19 protein-coding genes are annotated in these 17,650 nt (G+C 42.8%); 3 read left to right on the top strand and 16 right to left on the bottom strand.

Annotated features, from left to right (window positions below):
• The first annotated feature begins 65 nt into the window (after positions 1 to 65).
• Positions 66 to 1,538 carry a group II intron reverse transcriptase/maturase gene (gene ltrA / locus PG915_RS24460; protein WP_353500326.1) on the top strand — a complete coding sequence of 491 codons (1,473 nt, stop codon included), beginning with the start codon at positions 66 to 68 and terminating at the stop codon, positions 1,536 to 1,538.
• A 259-nt stretch (positions 1,539 to 1,797) separates the two neighbouring features.
• On the opposite strand, the gene PG915_RS24455 is transcribed toward ltrA, so the two are convergent.
• The 9 genes from PG915_RS24455 to PG915_RS24415 form a co-directional block, all read right to left on the bottom strand.
• The gene (locus tag PG915_RS24455) at positions 1,798 to 2,604 is read right to left on the bottom strand and encodes an AAC(3) family N-acetyltransferase (protein ID WP_353500423.1); all 807 of its coding nucleotides are present in this window, start codon (positions 2,602 to 2,604) and stop codon (positions 1,798 to 1,800) included.
• A gap of 1,278 nt (positions 2,605 to 3,882) precedes the next feature.
• Positions 3,883 to 4,494, bottom strand: coding sequence for a hypothetical protein (locus tag PG915_RS24450; protein WP_353500422.1), 612 nt, complete (start codon positions 4,492 to 4,494; stop codon positions 3,883 to 3,885).
• An 86-nt stretch (positions 4,495 to 4,580) separates the two neighbouring features.
• The gene (locus PG915_RS24445; protein ID WP_353500421.1) at positions 4,581 to 5,117 is read right to left on the bottom strand and encodes a hypothetical protein; all 537 of its coding nucleotides are present in this window, start codon (positions 5,115 to 5,117) and stop codon (positions 4,581 to 4,583) included.
• Positions 5,118 to 5,191: 74 nt separating this feature from the next.
• Positions 5,192 to 5,590, bottom strand: a complete 399-nt coding sequence (locus tag PG915_RS24440; protein ID WP_353500420.1) for a hypothetical protein — start codon at positions 5,588 to 5,590, stop codon at positions 5,192 to 5,194.
• Between the two features lie 22 nt (positions 5,591 to 5,612).
• Entirely contained in the window at positions 5,613 to 6,242 is a 630-nt protein-coding gene (locus PG915_RS24435; protein ID WP_353500419.1) for a hypothetical protein, read from the bottom strand.
• Between the two features lie 69 nt (positions 6,243 to 6,311).
• Positions 6,312 to 6,554 (bottom strand): hypothetical protein, encoded by a 243-nt coding sequence (locus tag PG915_RS24430; protein WP_353500418.1) that lies wholly within the window; start codon positions 6,552 to 6,554, stop codon positions 6,312 to 6,314.
• A complete protein-coding gene (locus PG915_RS24425) occupies positions 6,551 to 6,790 on the bottom strand; it encodes a 2Fe-2S iron-sulfur cluster-binding protein (protein ID WP_353500417.1) in 240 nt (79 codons plus the stop codon). Before PG915_RS24425 ends, PG915_RS24430 begins: the two co-directional genes overlap by 4 nt.
• Positions 6,791 to 6,908: 118 nt before the next feature.
• On the bottom strand, positions 6,909 to 7,262 hold the full coding sequence (locus PG915_RS24420) for a hypothetical protein (RefSeq protein WP_353500416.1): 354 nt from the start codon (positions 7,260 to 7,262) through the stop codon (positions 6,909 to 6,911).
• 3 nt (positions 7,263 to 7,265) lie between these two features.
• The gene (locus PG915_RS24415; RefSeq protein ID WP_353500415.1) at positions 7,266 to 8,612 is read right to left on the bottom strand and encodes a PhoH family protein; all 1,347 of its coding nucleotides are present in this window, start codon (positions 8,610 to 8,612) and stop codon (positions 7,266 to 7,268) included.
• A gap of 153 nt (positions 8,613 to 8,765) precedes the next feature.
• On the opposite strand from PG915_RS24415, the gene PG915_RS24410 reads away from it, so the two are divergent.
• Positions 8,766 to 9,587: a hypothetical protein gene (locus PG915_RS24410; RefSeq protein WP_353500414.1), complete on the top strand. Its 822-nt coding sequence runs from the start codon at positions 8,766 to 8,768 to the stop codon at positions 9,585 to 9,587.
• A gap of 6 nt (positions 9,588 to 9,593) precedes the next feature.
• On the opposite strand, the gene PG915_RS24405 is transcribed toward PG915_RS24410, so the two are convergent.
• From PG915_RS24405 to PG915_RS24385, 5 genes are all read right to left on the bottom strand, one after another.
• Positions 9,594 to 9,995 carry a hypothetical protein gene (locus tag PG915_RS24405; protein ID WP_353500413.1) on the bottom strand — a complete coding sequence of 134 codons (402 nt, stop codon included), beginning with the start codon at positions 9,993 to 9,995 and terminating at the stop codon, positions 9,594 to 9,596.
• Between the two features lie 63 nt (positions 9,996 to 10,058).
• Positions 10,059 to 11,210 (bottom strand): TraU family protein, encoded by a 1,152-nt coding sequence (locus tag PG915_RS24400; protein ID WP_353500412.1) that lies wholly within the window; start codon positions 11,208 to 11,210, stop codon positions 10,059 to 10,061.
• A complete protein-coding gene (locus tag PG915_RS24395) occupies positions 11,207 to 11,350 on the bottom strand; it encodes a hypothetical protein (RefSeq protein ID WP_353500411.1) in 144 nt (47 codons plus the stop codon). Before PG915_RS24395 ends, PG915_RS24400 begins: the two co-directional genes overlap by 4 nt.
• Positions 11,351 to 11,353: 3 nt before the next feature.
• The gene (locus PG915_RS24390) at positions 11,354 to 12,784 is read right to left on the bottom strand and encodes a TrbC family F-type conjugative pilus assembly protein (protein ID WP_353500410.1); all 1,431 of its coding nucleotides are present in this window, start codon (positions 12,782 to 12,784) and stop codon (positions 11,354 to 11,356) included.
• Between the two features lie 34 nt (positions 12,785 to 12,818).
• The gene (locus PG915_RS24385; protein ID WP_353500409.1) at positions 12,819 to 13,319 is read right to left on the bottom strand and encodes a S26 family signal peptidase; all 501 of its coding nucleotides are present in this window, start codon (positions 13,317 to 13,319) and stop codon (positions 12,819 to 12,821) included.
• A 166-nt stretch (positions 13,320 to 13,485) separates the two neighbouring features.
• Here PG915_RS24385 and PG915_RS24380 point away from each other — a divergent pair, with 166 nt between their 5' ends.
• Positions 13,486 to 14,334: a hypothetical protein gene (locus PG915_RS24380; protein WP_353500408.1), complete on the top strand. Its 849-nt coding sequence runs from the start codon at positions 13,486 to 13,488 to the stop codon at positions 14,332 to 14,334.
• Positions 14,335 to 14,707: 373 nt separating this feature from the next.
• Here the strand turns inward: PG915_RS24380 and PG915_RS24375 are convergent, their stop codons facing one another.
• Complete coding sequence (locus tag PG915_RS24375; protein ID WP_353500407.1) at positions 14,708 to 15,772, bottom strand: replication initiation protein; 1,065 nt, start codon at positions 15,770 to 15,772, stop codon at positions 14,708 to 14,710.
• A 1,169-nt stretch (positions 15,773 to 16,941) separates the two neighbouring features.
• Positions 16,942 to 17,604, bottom strand: a complete 663-nt coding sequence (locus tag PG915_RS24370; RefSeq protein ID WP_353500406.1) for a hypothetical protein — start codon at positions 17,602 to 17,604, stop codon at positions 16,942 to 16,944.
• Between the last annotated feature and the right edge of the window lie 46 nt (positions 17,605 to 17,650).

Here is a 17,650-nt window from a genome sequence, read left to right as displayed (position 1 = left end):
GCTGACTTCCGACTGGTCTTCTGTTGCAAGAGAATTTGAAGAACTTTATTCAAGGAGAAACGCAAATGATGATTTCAAAAGAGATTAGTGCCTCTCCTGACGGTGTTCAGTGGCAATCCATCAATTGGAAAGACATCGAATCCCATGTTTTAAAGCTTCAGATGCGTATTGCAAAGGCAACACGAGAAGGTAAACACAGTAAAGCGAAAGCGTTGCAGTGGATACTGACTCACTCGCGATCAGCAAAACTTCTTGCTGTTAAGCGGGTATCTCAAAATAAAGGCAGTAAAACTCCTGGAATTGATGGCGTTATCTGGAATACAGATACGCGCCGCATGAAAGCAGTCAATCAATTGAGCAGAAAAGCTTATCAAGCCAAACCGCTCAAGCGTATCTACATCCCCAAGAAAAACGGCAAGCTCAGACCACTGGGTATCCCCTGCATGGTCGATAGAGCGCAGCAAGCGCTTCATCTTCTTGCTCTGGAGCCAGTATCAGAAACACTTGCCGACCCTAACAGCTATGGATTTAGACCAAACCGCAGCACTGCCGATGCAGTCGCACAGTGCTTTAAATGTCTGGCACTAAAGAAATCAGCTCAATGGGTTCTTGAGGGAGACATCAAAGCCTGTTTCGACAAGATCGGGCATCAATGGCTTATGAATAACATTGCCGTAGATAAACGCATGTTGGAACAATGGTTAAAGTCTGGTTTTATGGACAAAGGGCTGTTCTATCGTACTGACGAGGGAACACCACAAGGTGGGGTCATATCCCCAACCTTGATGCTAATGACTCTTGCAGGGCTTGAGCAACGCATAAAGTCTACCGCACTCAAAAAGGGTGCAAGAGCCAACTTTATTGGATACGCCGACGATTTCGTCGTCACTTGTGCTTCAAAAGAAGTGTTGGAGAACGATATCAAACCGTTGATTGCTGATTTCTTAGCAGAAAGAGGCTTAACACTCTCCGAAGAGAAAACGCACATTACCCACATCAGCAGAGGTTTTGATTTCCTAGGTTTTAATCATAGGAAATACAAAGGGAAATTGCTCATTAAACCGAGCAAATCCAATACACTCCTGTTCTTGAGTAACTTGCGCGAACTCATCAAAAAGCACGTAACCATCCCTGTCAACGATCTTATCAAGCTGATAAATCCGAAACTCAGGGGCTGGTCGAATTACTATCGACACTGCGTGGCTAAACAGGTATTCGGATATGTAGGTCACAAGCTATTCCATACGTTATGGCACTGGGCTAAAAGACGTCATCCAACAAAATCTAGAACTTGGATCGCCCTTAAATACTTCATCAACCGTCAAGGTCAATGGCAATTTCACGGTTGGCAGAAGATTATGAATATGGATTGTCAGTTCAATCTGTTTCAAATAGCTAAGGTGCCAATAGAAAGACATGTGAAAATCAGGAGTGCCGCTACGCCTTTTGATCCTCAATACCAAGAATACTTGGCTAAGAGAAAATCAAAGAAGCAATGCCGTAACTCTTGGCATGAGCCTGCTCTCACTTCTTTATAAGTTGCTGGGTGCCAATCGGTGCCTTCGTGAAGGCTTGAGCCTAGTGCGGTGAAAGTTGCACGCTGGGTTCTTAGAGGGACGGCACTTGGTAACAGGTGTCGTCTACTCGACAATTCTACGTTACGTGGTGCCGAGATAATTGTAGACAGTCGTATGTTTGGGGTTGCCAACGTTGGGTAGCTTTCACATTAAGTTAGGTAGGAAAAGACAAAAGCAGCCTAGTTGGCAGATCTAATCTTGATTGGTCTTACGATGGTGATTACGCCTTGTTTCTCCCACCGCGCACCATATCGTTACACCTATGACAGTTCTCAATCCCACAGTGAGTAATACTAGGATCACGTACGATAGCTTCAGCAATGGTATCTACGAGACAGTGAAAGTTGTAAACCCTCACTAAGCTATCGCCAATCTTAATTTCACTTTCAATCTTGTTAACATAAGGTCTTAGACTTTCAAAACCATCTGAGCAGCTTCCTTCTTCTACTTCTACTACTTGACCGTTTTGTACAGCCCAACGCCGAAACAAACTTTTCCCAGCAAGTTCTTCGGCATAGTGGATCGGTGTGCAGGATTCAAAATCGACTCCGGCAAGTATCACTAACGCTGGCAGATTTTCGCTGTAAATGGCTTTATATGCGGAATAAACATTAAATGGGCTCTGATTTGCGAGAAGCAAAGCTTTGTCTTTACCTGCAATGGCAAACGAGTTCGTTGGATGCTTTGTCCGAGTGGTGTATTCAATACCCAAAAGCATCTTTGCAATTACTCCCATCGACGGCTCTATTTGAGATGTAGCCCCCATGTAGTTCACGGAGCACATTTCAGGTACCGACTCGTAGTCGATACCATTGTTAAGATAGTTTATACGTGCTGGGTAGGTCTGAGCCGAATAAAAGAAGGTAGGGCAAACCAAGGTACAGCCGCTCTCCAAAAAGGCATCGATAATTGTTTGTGGGCCGCCTTGAACATCGCCAAAAGACTTAAATGAGGAGTGAAAGCACACAACTTTGTTTGCTATGTTGAGGCGTCCAAGCTGATCTACGATATCTTCTTTGGTTAGCATCCTTGTTCTCCGTTTGGTTCCGTAATGGTAGACGAGTTTTGGTCACTATAAAGTATTCGGTTCAAGGGAGGAGGCTTGTTGCCTTTTGCGTCATATATAAACTTTGTTAATGTGATTATGAGCCAAGAGTGGATGTGGTTCTATCGAGGACAACACGTTTTGGGGCAAGGACGAGGTTGTTATCGTCGGATCCCATATCTTCTATTGTGCAATAGGAACCGAGAATGAGCTTGCTCGACAGAACTCCGGCAAACTATGTGCCTATCTAGCAATTGCATTGGATTTAATGCCGCTACAAATATAGTGCGTCACTAAATCCAATGCGCCTGTACTTACGTACCCTACCCCTGATCAATTTGAAAACCAGTACTCACTCAACATATGTAGCTCCCTAAAATGAAGCAGAGCGACTATGTTAATGATAACTAGAGCGACAAAAACGAATTTTGCCACCCTATCCCATCCTACTAGTGCCGCAACTGCATATTCAGAATGGTTCTTACTTGCTAGTTTGCGTACTACATCCAGCAAAACATTGATTGATATGCTCAGGTACAGAGCAGGTATTAGAACATCAAATACAGCCATAACGTATCCTCGAATTAAACAACTAGGCGGATAGTATGAACAGGATTTACTTAATTTTTGGCAATTAGAGGAGCTATTTTTTGCATTTAACCCTGCAATATTGTTTTTTATGCAGCGCGCCAACTATGTGTATTGAGTCAAAGGGAATGGACACTTGTTGAAGGTACATAAAATACCTGTCTATAGGCGCATGTATTGCTCTGTTCATTTTAGTCATCCATGTGTGTTGGGTTCGTAAACACTCAAAGAGTTGGGTGATACTTGTCTCAGACACAACTTCAATCCTTCTAGACAGGTACTCGGTTTTTGACACCGGTGTCATAGTGAGATTTATCAGTCACGACAGTCTCTAAGTACGATGTTGACAAAAGCGTAGTAATAGCAAGAAATTCATTAAATAACTGTTTTATATAAATTATTTATGTAACCTCCTCTTTTTGACACCAGTGTCATAGTATGAACTGTATAACGTTATATTTTGTCTGAAACTGCAAAGTTAAAAAACGTAGTCAACGCCTATTCGCAAATATACCTTTGCCGTTCCGTGGACTGACATAGACAAACAATGTTTTTGACACCGGTGTCATAGTGGGATTTAGTTTGTAGTTACCCCAACTAGGAGCCCTACCCTGACATAGTTATCGGCAATTCCATTCTGACCTCTCAAACATAAAAAGAAGACTTATGCGCTTAATGCCTCGTAGCGTCCTCAAAATCATCACTTCTTGTCATGTAACTATAAGCCTTGCTGATAGCACACTCTTGATCTCCTTGCACCACGGCAAGAACTTGCGGCTTAGATGATGCCGCCGACCTTTGATCTATGTAGGCGATGATGTACATAGTCTGAATCAAGGAGATAACAGCGTTCATGGGAGAATTTGATTCAATGTATAGTTCAACACTTTCGTTGTTCTCGTGCGCAGAAGAGAGTCGATCACTTAAAACCTGTAAAAGTGTTTCACCGTTTCCAAAGTCATCGAATACAATTGTTATGTACTGAAAAGACTCATACTGAGAAAATGAAGCCTCACGGGAATCAAAACTATCAATTCCATACTCTGACAGCACACTAACGAGGGCAAGTGGTGTGTCCGACAACATTGCTTCGTGAAGATATTCACTTAGCATCGCGCTTTCTTTTATGAACTGCTTATCAGTAAATTGAGGCGCCTCAACGGGATTGAGACATGTTTGAGAATATCCCCAGTTAAATAAAAACTCGATCAGAGCGTCTGATGTTTGGTAGCGCTCAGTCCAGTTATCTATAATTTGCTTCGCTTTTTGAATGAGATTAGACATAGAAACTCCTTAGTTACCCTCTATCTATAGCGAGGAGACACACGAACTTCACAAAAAAAAGAGCTGACCGATGGCCAGCTCATTAACTAATTGATAATTCTACGTACATCAATTACCTGATCTCCTATCCGTACATGGGTATGAATAAGGCCAGGCACTTGATTGCAAAAACGCATCAGTGTTTCTGACGACCACAAAAACCTCTTTGGTTTTAAAGAAAGGTTGAAGTTGCCGCTAACAACCACCAATCGAGCTTTTGGCTCGTTAATCACCTTAGGTGACGGTATCCCTTTAATTGACTCTGATCGACAAACGCGACAATGACTTGAAACTCGGTCGTCTTCGCGATAAGTAAAAAAAGTCGAATCAAATGGATAGTACTCGCCACATCGAGAACAAAACTTCTGAACGCCAATAGGGGTAATCACAATATTGCCGCTCTTAAGTTTCGCGCTCTCAGCATGTACTCTGAAGAATCTGGTATCACCTTGTGCTAGTTGGTGGACTAAAACCACACTCACTTTATAGCGGTAAGCAGTAAGTTCTATATCTTGGTATTTTAGGTAATGCTCTAAAATACGCTCATGAAGAGTGAAATCTTCATAGAGGTTAAGCTTTTTCATAGCAAATCCCTTTTTTAAAGGGAACCTGCCCCGTAAGGGACAAGTTTCCCTTACGGTACATCGAATTGTGAAAGCTAGATAAAAGCTAGCAAGCCCAATACGAATGCAATGATCGCTATTCTAAAATTAAACCGAATAGCCGCGTTTTGATGATTCCACTGTGAATGCACGATGTGCCACAGGCTCGCTTTTTCAACAGACAAACGAACTTCAGAAACATCTGTTATTCCGAGTTCAATGATTGTGTCGTAGTCGCAAGCTAGAGTGGATTTGGTAAGTCCTCTGAGTCCATTTGAACCTCTGACGTAACGTAATACATAAGCGTTCGTATCGAGGTTTTTTATGACTATGGCTTGATTGCGCTTGAAGGACTTGAGTAAGTGGTTGTTAAGCCGGACATGCTCTTTAGAGTCACGGATCTCATCTTTCGCAAGAGAGATAACGTTATCTAGCACGATTGTTATATCGCTCATACAATCTCCTCTTGTTACTTCCTCATGCGCTTACGATGTAGGGCTCAGTGAGCCGCACATAGCCGAATACGCGGTTTAAGTAGGCTTGAAACAGCCATAGCTCAAATGAGGTTTTGGGTTTTAGGGTTAGTTTGATTTGCTTCATATTGCCGCAACCAACCGAGCATCTCTCGATATTCATGAAGCTAAGTTTTTCCAGAAAAGAATCTACTCGATGCTTATCCTCCCAGCATGTGGGAGTTTCTAGTACTACATCGATAGATAATGGAACTCGGCCGCAAATTGGGTCGTTAGCATCCAAAAGCGCACGGACTTTTTTTATCCAGCCTTCTGGTGTACCTCGACGACCTGATGGTTGTAGGTAGCCACGACTGACATATTTAGCCCACTTCAAACCTACTTCTTCAAGACAAGTTTGATAGTCGCTACACGCTATTAGCTGCCAGTTCCTGGCGCGTTTATTGTCAGAGTCAAAGCAATTACTTGAACCGATCTCTGCATATACGAAATGAAGGTCTTCCAATCCCCATAAGCTGAAATCAGAAAGAAGCCTTGCTTCATAATTGTCTCCTAAAACCGATTCAGCTGCTGGACGCATACCGTCTGCAGGAGACACGAAGCACTTGGTTTGGTAGCAAATTTCATACGACATAATTAATACTCCATATTGGATCTAACTATGTCGCGAGGACATAGGTAGCCCTCGTTGGGATTGATGTGATTAGTGAGCAGTAACTCGATTATGTGATTCGAAATCTTCGAATCTTGTTACTAGTGAACCTGCTGGACCTATAAACTGTAGGCCTGAGGACATTATCAGTTGGACAAGCGTATCATCTTCTTCATGCTCAAGGACTACCTTGACCAAATCTAGACTTGGTGCAAGACGACTGATTGTATGAAACTCGCGAACCTTTTTAATGGTCTCTGAGTCTTGTCCATAAACGATTAATACTGCACTCATACCTTAATCTCCAGATTAATGTTTGATGATGCACGCGCTATGCAGGTAAGGACTTCGCCTTCTTGCAAGTAGCCAAGAGGCTCAGACATGTACTCTGGCTTCCCTGTGCACTGTTTTTTACAATCACCGCAGATACCTTCTCTACAGCATGAATCCAATTTAATACCGTGACGTTCTAGACAAACTAAAACGCTTTCATTGGGATTTGATTGGATGGGTTTGTCATTCACTTTCATTGGATGACCTCCTTGTTATCTCTCATAAAAAGAGGGGTGGCACTTTCTTTCAAAAGCGTTCGCGTTGGCAGCGCGAAAACTGGTCGGGAAATTGTATAGTGCAAAGCACCAGTCCAATTTACCCATTGGTAATACATGTAAGAAGTTCAGCCTCAAATAGCTTTTTCTGTTCATCTGATATGGCGTGATAGAACTGGGCAACCATAACGAGAATCGTTTTCTGCTTAGCGCTGAAGATTGAAAGTTGAGCCGCTTGACGCTCATCCACCAGCGCCTCTCTATCACAACTTGCATCAAATCGATTTGGGGCTAGTCGTTCAAAAAGTGCTATCCACTCTGCTTTTGTGAGTCGTTCAGGGGGACTCATTAGTTTCACTAAGTGATCCAAATCGAGATTCTTTTGTTGAAAGTAATGTATGTCAGCATCATCCAACTTGGTCACTTCGTTTATCTTTACTGACAAGAGAGACATAAACTACAACTCCCTTTCAGCGATCTCAGCAACGCTACCACGCAACGTTCCTTCAAGTTGAATATGTACGGCATTCGAATACTGTGCGTAGATCTCCACTATTCGGCTCAAACCTGAGTTCATAGGCGTAATGTAGTCATCGTCTATTTGCGAAGGGTCGAGATTCCCCATAACTACCATCTTCGAATCTTTTGAGACTCGAGTGAGTACCGCCTTAGCTTTATTGCGAGTAGTATTTTGCATCTCATCACAAACAATGAATGAGTTTGAGATTGAAGATCCACGCAGATAGTTAAGACTTTTGTAAGTCACCATGCACTTATCTTTGATGTAGTTTTTTGAGCTATGGGGAGACACATCTTGCTCCACCAAAAAATCAAGTGAGTCTTCAAATCCCGCCATATAGGAAGACATTTTTACGCTCTCGTTTCCGGGAAGGTATCCGATACGCTCAATATCAACAGCAGAACGAGTGACGATGACTTGGCTGTATCGTTTTGTACTAAAGGATTGCTCTAGGCTAGCAGCGCAAGTCAGGAGCGTTTTCCCTGTGCCAGCAGCGCCGGTAATAATCACGATATCTATGCTTGGGTCGAGTAGGGCGTCAATGGCCAGAGCTTGCTGGAATGACTGTGGAGTGATTCCAAAGACATCAGCTTTCATTAAGCTGACTTTGCTTTTAAGGACAAACTTCATCGATTTTCCATCGCACTCTATCACCCTTGCAATGGCATCGCTCTCTCCCAAAATGTACATACCAGGATGGATGCTAGATAGACAATCGTGCATGCAAGGGTCTAAACATACGTCATATACCTGTTCCAAATCAGCATGTATTGTCGAGGTTGACTCAATGTAATCCCAGATATCTCCGCTGAGCTTCAAATACCCTTTACCTTCAATGACCTCTTCCGATTCGATATTATCAGTACGGAAACTTTCAACCTGTTCCACTCCTGAAGCCTTGGCCTGCAATCGCATATGGATGTCATTGGTGACGAGTACTATGTCGCCAAGCTTTTCTTGTTGCTCAAGCACCGTTGCAATAATGACATCATCCGCACGAGAGTCATCGGATAGAATTGCATCAGGAACAATAGAGAGTTTTCCATCGTATCCATTTGGAAGATTAATACCTGATTGAATACCCTCATGTGAGGCATCTTTTATGATTGACTCAATCACCCTAATGGCATGTCTAGCGTCTACCGCACATGAACGAGTTGAACCTTTCAACCCATCGAGTTCTTTCGTCACCCTCATCGAAATGTAAACGTGATGTTCCTGAAAGTTCATCAATGCATGTGGATTGGAAATAAGTACGTTTGTATCCAAGAAATATCGCGCCATAACTGCATCCTAACTTCGATTGCCTGTTAGAAGCCTAGCTAGTTAGAGATTGATAAAATCCAATTAAGCAGCCAAAAAGCCCTACTTAGGGACTTCAATCTAGTGGGGTAGGGTTACTGTGAGTCTGTAGCGAGATGAAAAGGATCGACAGACATGAACGATGAATTGATTGAACAGCTCTATCAAGAGAGCTACGTAGCGTTGAAAAAAGCTTCTAGAAAGTTAAGCATTCTGTCGAGTGCTAAAGCGCGCATTCAATTTCCGAACATTGCCAAGCAAGCGCTTAACAAATGCTGGACGCTTGATGAGATACAGTCTCGCGTTTTGCGCTGCAGAACGATTGAAGATCTTATCGAATTAGAGCCAACACCGTTTTTTGTTTTTACTCTGATACCAACAGAATCCGTTCAGCGACACCTATTAGTTGCAGCAGTAACCACACTAAACTCCATTGCAAAGCAGTTGAATACGATTAACCAACAGACAAGTTATGTGACGCTCAGGAGTTACTCCGACGGTGAACTGAGTTTCAATGAATTGCAAAGCGAAGGATATTTAATGCTGCATTCTAAAATTCAGAAGTACAAGCCATGTTTTGGTAAAGCACTAGAACACTACTTATATACATCTTTGGTTGCCAAAAAAACTAGCTTGATGAAGCTTGGATACAAACAGTCTAGTATGTTTAAGTCAGAGACCGAACAACATGAAGAAACCGGACATGAGTCTCCTATGTATGACCTATCTATTGACGTAATTAGAGCGTGCAAGCAAGTAGAGCACGCATTTAATGCTATGCCACCAAAAGAAAAAGTCATCTATTTGAATGATGCGGGTCTACTGGACAAGTTTTATACATCTCTGGAGCTCGCTGAGTTGTTTGATACCAGCGCACCATGTGTCTCAAATCTTCGCTCTAACGTTAAGTCCAGAGTGAGAGCCATTTTTGAACCAATTGACCCACAAAGAAGTTAGGGCGCACTACTTAAGCATGATGTCCAAAAGGTCGATTTTTTCATTTATTACATACTTGCCGCTTGGTAGTGTACGAAACAGCCCGCCAGTAAGCTCATCAATACTGTAATCGTACCCCTGTACCGCCAGCGTTTTATGCAGTTGAATGAGTTCGCTATCTTGCATACCTGGAACCCTACTTGCTGCTCTCAGTTTGGTATATCTTTCAAACATCGCGTCACAGGCTTCGAATTCATGTGCTTGGCACTTTTGCTTGAGCTGAATGAAGCCAGTATCGTCATTTGTCTGTATCGAAAAGTGGTATGTTGCAAACGCGAAAACGCCTGCAATGACACCATAGCGAAGTTTCTTATCTGTGTACCATTTACTCGCTTTCATCATTTCTTCCTCTAGCGTGAAAGTCGTCATCAACAATCCTAGTTTTTCATGTAATGGCAGCGTCAAATTAAGCGACCAAAATTTAGTGCAACGCTACCGAAGACAACAATCGTTCCATTGGTACAATAGATATACAAAGGCATCATTGCCTGGTCTTGTGCGATTCAATCCCCATTTCCAAGTCGTTTCCCCAAGTTTATGGCAACACTTCTGATCAAAGACTTCTCGGTTATCTTGGTAATTTGGAACTTGAACGCTATTGCCTTCATTAACACTACCAACACTACTGTTTGCGCCATCTACGAAACTGACCTGCGTATTCTGCGCTTCGGGCACTGGAAAAAGCATGCTACTTCTGTACTGCGTCTTTGGTAGGGTAGGGGCATACTGCACTTCACAACTTCCGCTAACCATGTGATTACCCATCGTCAGCCAAGCCTGGCCCCTCCGATGTAGGGTCGCCAATAAGCGAGTAGTGAGCAGTTCCGTATTCCGAACCATGTCGTCGTCAGAGGTAGTCGACGTTCCGGTTAGTGGGTACAGATTTCCTGCACAACCAGCACAAAAAAAGTTCTGTTCTATCTCTCCACCAGCCATAAGTGTTGCGCAGTCTGCGGTGCAAATTGACTGTGCGACTGCGTTCGCGAACACAATGCTTTCAGGCGCCATAAGGAAAGCAAGCATATCTGAGTTGTATAGTGGGTCGACTTCTGAGAAGTACATTAAATCGAGAGTCGTAGCAGACGTGTTATTGCAGTCGGCATTCGTAAACATCTGAATCATCGACATTAGCGGATAAGTCCAATACTTATAGTGAAAGAAAGACTTATCATCAACAGATTGTGTATCTGCCGTCCCTGCATTGCCCAGAGAAGTGACATCGTCACTTAATCTAGAACCAAATGATGGCATGCAGTACGGCTTTGCGCTGAAACTCACAATTCGAGCTGGCTGAAAAAAACCAATTGGCATGCCAACTTCGGGAAGACCAAGATCCTCATCAAAGCATGCGCAAAACGGACTCGATGACGCTGAACCCTCGGGGCTATCACCCAAACCAGCGATTTTCACCGGCAACAAGCAGGACCAACATACTTGGTCGATAATTCCGGCCAGTACATTGGCATCCGGACACATGTCTCCGGCCACTGCGCTTCTAGCGCCATCATTGGCAGTAGCCGATGACGCGAAGACGACACTACAAAACGCAATACAGCCGATTAGACAAGCTCTAAAGAGAATCATCGGCTTGCCGCTCCAACCTCAGATGCCTTTTCAGTAACGAAGCTTGTTATATATCGCAAGTAGTCAGCGTAGTCTGGATGAGAATCGGCTAACCATACACCTATCATCATTCCTGCGACTAAAATTAATATCGTTTTCATACCTTACTCCGATTTTGTTGACTGTTGTATACGATTGAATTGATTGGTCGAACGAACGGTGCTCCTCGAATACTCTTGGATCCTCATTCGCGCGTAATCAGTTGTCTGCAACTTGGTAGGTGTAACTTGAATTCCAAATCTGTCTCTTACGTCGGCAGTAAGAAGACGCATCGGTATTTTGAAGTAATTGTTTATTTCTTTGAGTTGTTCCTTGCCTCTCTCAGGGTCTAACGTCGTAGCCATGAGGATTATTTCACCCAAAGACTCAGAAATGACTAAATGGCGAACAAACTCCATCTCTTCAGTGTCATTCGGATTAAAGACGTAAATGGTCATATGCATTGGCATGTGTTGCATGGGGTTGTACTTTTCGCCAGAACGAGCAAGTACGGTACCGTCGACAGCTTTTACATCTCTTGCCACAACCTTTGAAGGGTCAAATAGAAACGTCTTATCTACATCTGTAGAGGAGAGATCGATATAGGTTCGGATGCGCCAATGACGTTGAACGGCTTCTTCTTGTGCTTTTTCCCAGTCAATTCGTTCCGTTCTTTCCGCAACTTCCTCAATCCAGTGCCTTTCCACAATCTTTCCGACAGTACCGAGCTCCCCAAGGAACAGCGACGACTCGTTCCCCTTTAGCATTGCTTGTTCCGCTTTATCCATGAGGTAACTTGGATTGATTAATCCGTATACTTTGGCCGTGAAACTCTCCCCGGTAGGGCGATTGGTTTCCCAAACAAGTGCAGGAACTCTGTCGATATTGAAAGAATCAAACGGCAGGGGGTTTAGATAGATCGCTCCTTTGGTTTCAGCAGGTATAGACGTGAATGGAGTGCTTCCCTGTTCAATTTTCTTCTTGATTTCATTAAGTTTAAGTTGCTCAGTCGCTACGTACTTAATCATGCTGTTTAGATTGTCATGACCAGGAATTAGCCCTTTGTACATGACTCGAGCACCCCATTCCGCTGCCATTTCATACGCTTTTTTTAGCTGAAGCTCGCTCATAGAGGAGGAGACAAAAATCCACAAAGTTGAGGACTGTGTTTGATTGGGTGTTCCTCTGCTTACATCAGCCTTAAGACTTTGCTCAAGGGGGGTAGGAGAGTGTGTAAAGGGTGCTAGTGCATCCTCTGCTTTGGAGCGAGCTTCTGAACCAAGCAAGCTTTCTAAGTGCTCGAAGTCAATGTATGACTGCCCATCATTGTCGATTCGAAGAAGGTTGTGATTCTCCGCAAGCATCTGATCGTTAATTTCCTGAGCCTGCGATTTTAATTCAATAAGCTCATTTCGCATCTTGTCAGAATTCAAGATCTCTTTTGAGCGATCTAATAACGCTTGCGTTTCTATATTCGATTTACCTTCCATAGCTTGCGATATTTGCGACTTACTTTCTTGAATGCTATTGAGATCTTGCTCGGTGAGATTAGCCATCACTTGAGTTGCAATTAAAAGACATGTCAGGCTACTAAAAAATCGCATAACCAACCCCCATCACATTTGTCTCTTTGGCAGTTCCCCAATAACGACTATCAAAACTTTGCGGTAGGGTGCCTATTAGAAACAGCTCGCCTTCTTGAACAGTGAAGTCACGTTCGATGTTCTTAGGGGGCCACTTTAAGTAACTGAGCATGCGAGATGCATCGATGTTGTATTCACGTGAATAGTGTTGGTTCGATACGACCACTTGTTTTGTAGTCACTACTACTCTGTCTCCAGGTACCCCAGCAACCAGTTTTAGAAAGTTAGTACCATCGGCAAATAGTGGTTCAGCATTGGAAGCAAGAACTGACACCAGTTGCTCTCTAACAGGCTCTGTGTTGTTTTTATCTATCACTGCATAACTAATAGGAAGACATCCAATTGCTGATGCCGTTACTTTGACTTCAAATCGCTGTGTCAGATAGATAACGATTGTCAGGAATACACCAGCTGCTAGGACGAAACTCATTGTGAACTGTAGTTTCATGCTTCTCGACTCATTGATGAACGTAGGTGTTAGTGTGACGTCTTTATGTAGCTCATTTCCTGATTAAGCGACCCAAATGGCGTATTGAATGCTCAGTAGACGGACTTTTTGATTTCATAGCGGGAGTAAACTGGGTTGGTAGCCTATAAGTCAGGAGTAAATTGTGATGAATACACCACTACGTCCAGATCCAACTCGTGTTGAATCTCAAGCTAATTCCAATGTAAATAGTCAAGGTGGGGGAGGGCACATGCAGCAACCTCTAAGGCCACGTCGAAACGCCAGTACTTCACAGAGTACAAATGTATCGACGCAGACTACAGGTTCAAAACCTGTGACCGATGTGGCGGTACCGACGAACACAAGGAGCTTCAACAGCACCTCTGTCAATGCAGACCATCGACAGCAGCCTGCCAACGATGAATCATCGCGAGAGGATACAGTAATTGGAGCACACAGTTATAAAGTGCATGGGTCTAAGGCCGCACTTGATATTAAATGTGTCGAACACATGAAAGATTCAGAAAAGCACCTTGTGGATAGAGAAGGTAATAGGGCTGTTTTTCATACTATTCGACTCGAAGCAGCTTCAATTTGCAGTGGTCAAAGTCGCTCTTACAAATGGCATGAAAGTGTAATGCTGCGACTGACTCGTAACGAGCTACCGTTGTTTATTGGAGTGTGTTTTGGTCTCCTGACCAAAATTAAGTTTTCAAATCATGGAATGTTTAACGACAAAGGTAAATATTTCATCGTAGAGCACCAGACGACGCATCTCTTTATTACACTTGGTCAACCAAAGGATTCTGCAGCCAATCCAAATGAAGCGTATAAATCAGTACCTGTATGCCTGCCTGATGCGCTTGAAATAGGTTTAAAGGCACTTAGCCAGTATTGCCGTAATCATCCGCATCTAGACAGTATGACCGTACTTGATCAAATTAAAACTATGTGTGGTATCTACTCAAGCACAGGATTTCATGAAGTCATCGATAAGCTTCCGATGCTACGATAGTACTCATTTTACATTTTTATCAGTTAATAGTTATCTACTGGTACTATAGGAAACTATAAATATAACTATTAAATGTATTGAGACTATGTAGATCTATAAGATCTATGCATCCTCCTAACTTTTTGTTTTAAAACAGCATTTAGCGTTTTTGGATACACATTTTCCGTAGGTTTGATCTCTTAATCCGAACTTATGATCATTCTATCCGAATCGTTGATCTCTCTATCCTTCGAATTGATCTGTATATCCGTGTTCGCTGATCATCTAGCTCGATTTAATCACACACTTTATCCGTGTTTGTTGACCGTTTGACTTGGATAAAATTATAGCCAGATTTTTAACTGTGAATAAGTGCTCTATCTCTTTGTTTTTGCTAGTAGTCATCATCAACTGCTATGTTGTTGATCTCGTTTATAAAGCTTTCTATTGAACGTGCCATTTCCACACGTTGCTCTTCTTCTTTCTCTCTGCGTTTTATTGCTAGCTTAATTTTCCCTGCACGTTCATTTTCACCGAGCGATGCGTAGCAGTGAGCTAGGTTCTTAAGCTCCTCTATGTTCAATTCGATACCATCTTTGCGCTTTAGCTCCAGAGTTGAAATGATCTGCTTCATATCTTCGAGGTTGATATTGTGCGCCGGCGCTTCTTTCTCTACCCAACGGTAAAGGAACTTGATCTTGGAGAGCTTGCGACCTTCACGATACACTTCATACCCGTGCGTCTTACCATCTTTTGAATCGAAGAACATGATCTCGCGGTTGGTCTCTGAGTCTTCTTTGATCCCTTTAATGCTAGCTTTGATACAGCGGTCAATAAAGACGCTATTGTTTGCGAAAGAGCTCTTGCCGGACTTTATTTTTCCACTGGCATCATGAAGGCCAAATAGCCCTTTTAAATCTTCTATTTCAAAGGTTTGTAGATACGTACCGCCCCCCTTGAAGCGAGAGAGTATCTCGTAAAGACGCTTGGCGTACTCTTTCTTTAGACTGAGGAAGCTTTGCGTAGTTATCAGAGCGTAGCTGTTGTTGTATTCAATATAAGCCTCTTTGAGCTCGTCGTTTGGCTTCATAGTAAGGAGTCTGTCTTTGTAAGTGACACGCTTGAAGATAGAAATGAAATCAAACTCCTGAATGGCTTTCGTTTCGTCTTCTACAAGGACACCTATGTTTTTCTTAGTGAGTCGGTCGGCAACAGGCTTTAGTGTCTTTGCTAAGTCTTTAGGCTCAATACTTAGCCAGCGAGCAAGCTGAGTAGAGGTAAACTCATACGTCGGCGTATTGTTGTTATCCCAGTCCTCAGGCTTCATGTGCGCAATCATGAGCGCAAATAGGTCTGCCTCACGCTGCGTGAGGTCTTGTTGGGAGAAAACAAGCTTGTGAGCTTTTTTGAACTGTTTTGGAAGTGTATGTTTTTTTGTTGTATTGACCTTGTTGCCCATGGTCTCTTCTCAATGGTGTTCCTATTGAGATGAAGTATAACAGGTAATCCGTGTTGTGATCACAAGAAATCCGTGTTTCATCACAAGAAACCCGTGTTCTATTACACAGAATCCGTGTTTATTACACGTTATCCGTGTCGCATCACACAATTCCAGTCGTCATTAGTCACGGAAGTAGACACCGAGATAGTTGTAGATTCAGTTCCTTCTGGCGAAGGGTTAGTTCTGACTGGGACAGGGCAGGGCGCCTATATCTAGTACAGCAATATTGTTCAATTTGTGACTGGTTGAGTTTTGTCAGTGAAATAATTGATCATTTAATCCGTGTACTATCACATAATATCCGTGTCAAATTTCGATCACGAGGTACTTGCCGACAGGCTGGTGTCTCATTGTTGATGTAACCTTATATCACTGTTTAAAAACGTATTTATTCTCGATAGCACCGTTTTCGATTATGCTGTGTACACCATTTCAACGCAATATAGTGATACTATTGATCATTTAATCCGTGTTTGTAACGGCAATCAATACCATCATACCTGCTGGATTCTTAAGAAAATGGCTTTATTGATCATATTTTCCGTGTTTTGACGATGGGTAATAGCGCTATCTCTTTGTTTTCTTGTCTTAGTCATACAGATAATCCTTGTTTATTCTCCAAGCATTACAGTTTTTCCGCGCACCGTCGCAGGCACGAGTACCTCTACACTTGGGGTTTTTTTATACACAATCAGCGTGCAAAATAACCGTTGATGCCCTTGGTTCACCCACTGTTCTTAATCAAGGTCAGCGGGTTACTTTGCTATACACTTTTTATTGATCAGTTTATCCGTGCAACTAACACAACTAATCCGTGTTCTATTACACATTACCCGTGTTAGATTGATTAATAACACTCTTTATCCGTGAGATATCATTATCTCACACAAATAATCCGTGTGTTTTTCATTTACCCTACACTTTTCCCGTGTTTTTCTTATCGACAAGTTTGGGCAGCACTCCTAAATGGCATTTTTTCTATTTAATCACACACTTTATCCGTGTTTTGTCCTTGTTCACACATATAATCCGTGTTTACGCGGAATTCATGTGTGATGTTGATCTATTTGTTCGATCTTCCGCTTACAAGTGTTGGCGATTGCTCTCCCTTGTACAAGTTGAAATACTTAACCACTCTTTAGTTTCACCGTTACTACCTTTCCCTGTATTGCAATCAAAAGGGCATCGTCGTAGTCACCAATGATCTCTGAGCTCAAATCCGCTTGGTATTCCAGCTTTGTATTGTGGTAACGACAAGTTCCACCAGCATCTAGCGGTGTCTCAACAACAAATACATGGCGGTCTTGCTTTATCGTACCTATTCCAATTGCAGTGTCGTTCTTGGAGGTTAACCCCAGAAATTCGTAAGTAGCGCCTCCTAGTTCGCAACGTTTAGAGCTCCAGTACTGTTTACCATGGTAACGCTGTGCTTTTTTGGGGATCTGGAGGTATCTGAGTACGTTGTAGCTAGCTCCGGCGACGAAAAGGTGCTCGTTGGTCACAGCAATGGATGGCTTTTCGACCATTGATGCCATAAACGCCCAATCTTTTTTATCGATGCGGTCGAAAGCCATAGTGCTATCTCTGATGGCATATAGGGTATCGATTCCAACTTGCTTGCTCATCAATGAATAACGCACATTCCGTCCAGTTGAAAAACTCACCTTACCTTCGTTCCTGGTCAACTCAATGGTCTTACTATTCGTCTTGGTCATTGGTAGTGGTGATTGACTCCATGCCCCTCCAGTGACACTCAGGCTAACAACTAGCACAAAAATTGGTCTGATCATGCAGATCTCCTCTAAGCTGTCTTGCTAGTGTAGTGTTCGTTAAACG

This window comes from Vibrio sp. CB1-14 (assembly GCF_040412085.2).
GTDB classification, from domain to species: Bacteria; Pseudomonadota; Gammaproteobacteria; order Enterobacterales; family Vibrionaceae; genus Vibrio; species Vibrio chaetopteri.
Note: the sequence above shows the minus strand (reverse complement) of the source record. Positions and strands in the feature narration are given on the sequence as shown.

Excerpts from the sequence above, each read along its gene's own strand:
- PG915_RS24445 (WP_353500421.1), bottom strand. The coding sequence starts at position 5,117 with ATGAAAAAGCTTAACCTCTATGAAGATTTCACTCTTCATGAGCGTATT.
- PG915_RS24425 (WP_353500417.1), bottom strand. The coding sequence starts at position 6,790 with ATGAAAGTGAATGACAAACCCATCCAATCAAATCCCAATGAAAGCGTT.
- PG915_RS24435 (WP_353500419.1), bottom strand. The coding sequence starts at position 6,242 with ATGTCGTATGAAATTTGCTACCAAACCAAGTGCTTCGTGTCTCCTGCA.
- PG915_RS24370 (WP_353500406.1), bottom strand. The coding sequence starts at position 17,604 with ATGATCAGACCAATTTTTGTGCTAGTTGTTAGCCTGAGTGTCACTGGA.
- PG915_RS24415 (WP_353500415.1), bottom strand. The coding sequence starts at position 8,612 with ATGGCGCGATATTTCTTGGATACAAACGTACTTATTTCCAATCCACAT.
- PG915_RS24440 (WP_353500420.1), bottom strand. The coding sequence starts at position 5,590 with ATGAGCGATATAACAATCGTGCTAGATAACGTTATCTCTCTTGCGAAA.
- PG915_RS24450 (WP_353500422.1), bottom strand. The coding sequence starts at position 4,494 with ATGTCTAATCTCATTCAAAAAGCGAAGCAAATTATAGATAACTGGACT.
- PG915_RS24375 (WP_353500407.1), bottom strand. The coding sequence starts at position 15,772 with ATGGGCAACAAGGTCAATACAACAAAAAAACATACACTTCCAAAACAG.
- PG915_RS24390 (WP_353500410.1), bottom strand. The coding sequence starts at position 12,784 with ATGGCTAATCTCACCGAGCAAGATCTCAATAGCATTCAAGAAAGTAAG.
- PG915_RS24455 (WP_353500423.1), bottom strand. The coding sequence starts at position 2,604 with ATGCTAACCAAAGAAGATATCGTAGATCAGCTTGGACGCCTCAACATA.
- PG915_RS24410 (WP_353500414.1), top strand. The coding sequence starts at position 8,766 with ATGAACGATGAATTGATTGAACAGCTCTATCAAGAGAGCTACGTAGCG.
- PG915_RS24395 (WP_353500411.1), bottom strand. The coding sequence starts at position 11,350 with ATGAAAACGATATTAATTTTAGTCGCAGGAATGATGATAGGTGTATGG.
- PG915_RS24400 (WP_353500412.1), bottom strand. The coding sequence starts at position 11,210 with ATGATTCTCTTTAGAGCTTGTCTAATCGGCTGTATTGCGTTTTGTAGT.
- ltrA (WP_353500326.1), top strand. The coding sequence starts at position 66 with ATGATGATTTCAAAAGAGATTAGTGCCTCTCCTGACGGTGTTCAGTGG.
- PG915_RS24385 (WP_353500409.1), bottom strand. The coding sequence starts at position 13,319 with ATGAAACTACAGTTCACAATGAGTTTCGTCCTAGCAGCTGGTGTATTC.
- PG915_RS24430 (WP_353500418.1), bottom strand. The coding sequence starts at position 6,554 with ATGAGTGCAGTATTAATCGTTTATGGACAAGACTCAGAGACCATTAAA.
- PG915_RS24380 (WP_353500408.1), top strand. The coding sequence starts at position 13,486 with ATGAATACACCACTACGTCCAGATCCAACTCGTGTTGAATCTCAAGCT.
- PG915_RS24420 (WP_353500416.1), bottom strand. The coding sequence starts at position 7,262 with ATGTCTCTCTTGTCAGTAAAGATAAACGAAGTGACCAAGTTGGATGAT.
- PG915_RS24405 (WP_353500413.1), bottom strand. The coding sequence starts at position 9,995 with ATGACGACTTTCACGCTAGAGGAAGAAATGATGAAAGCGAGTAAATGG.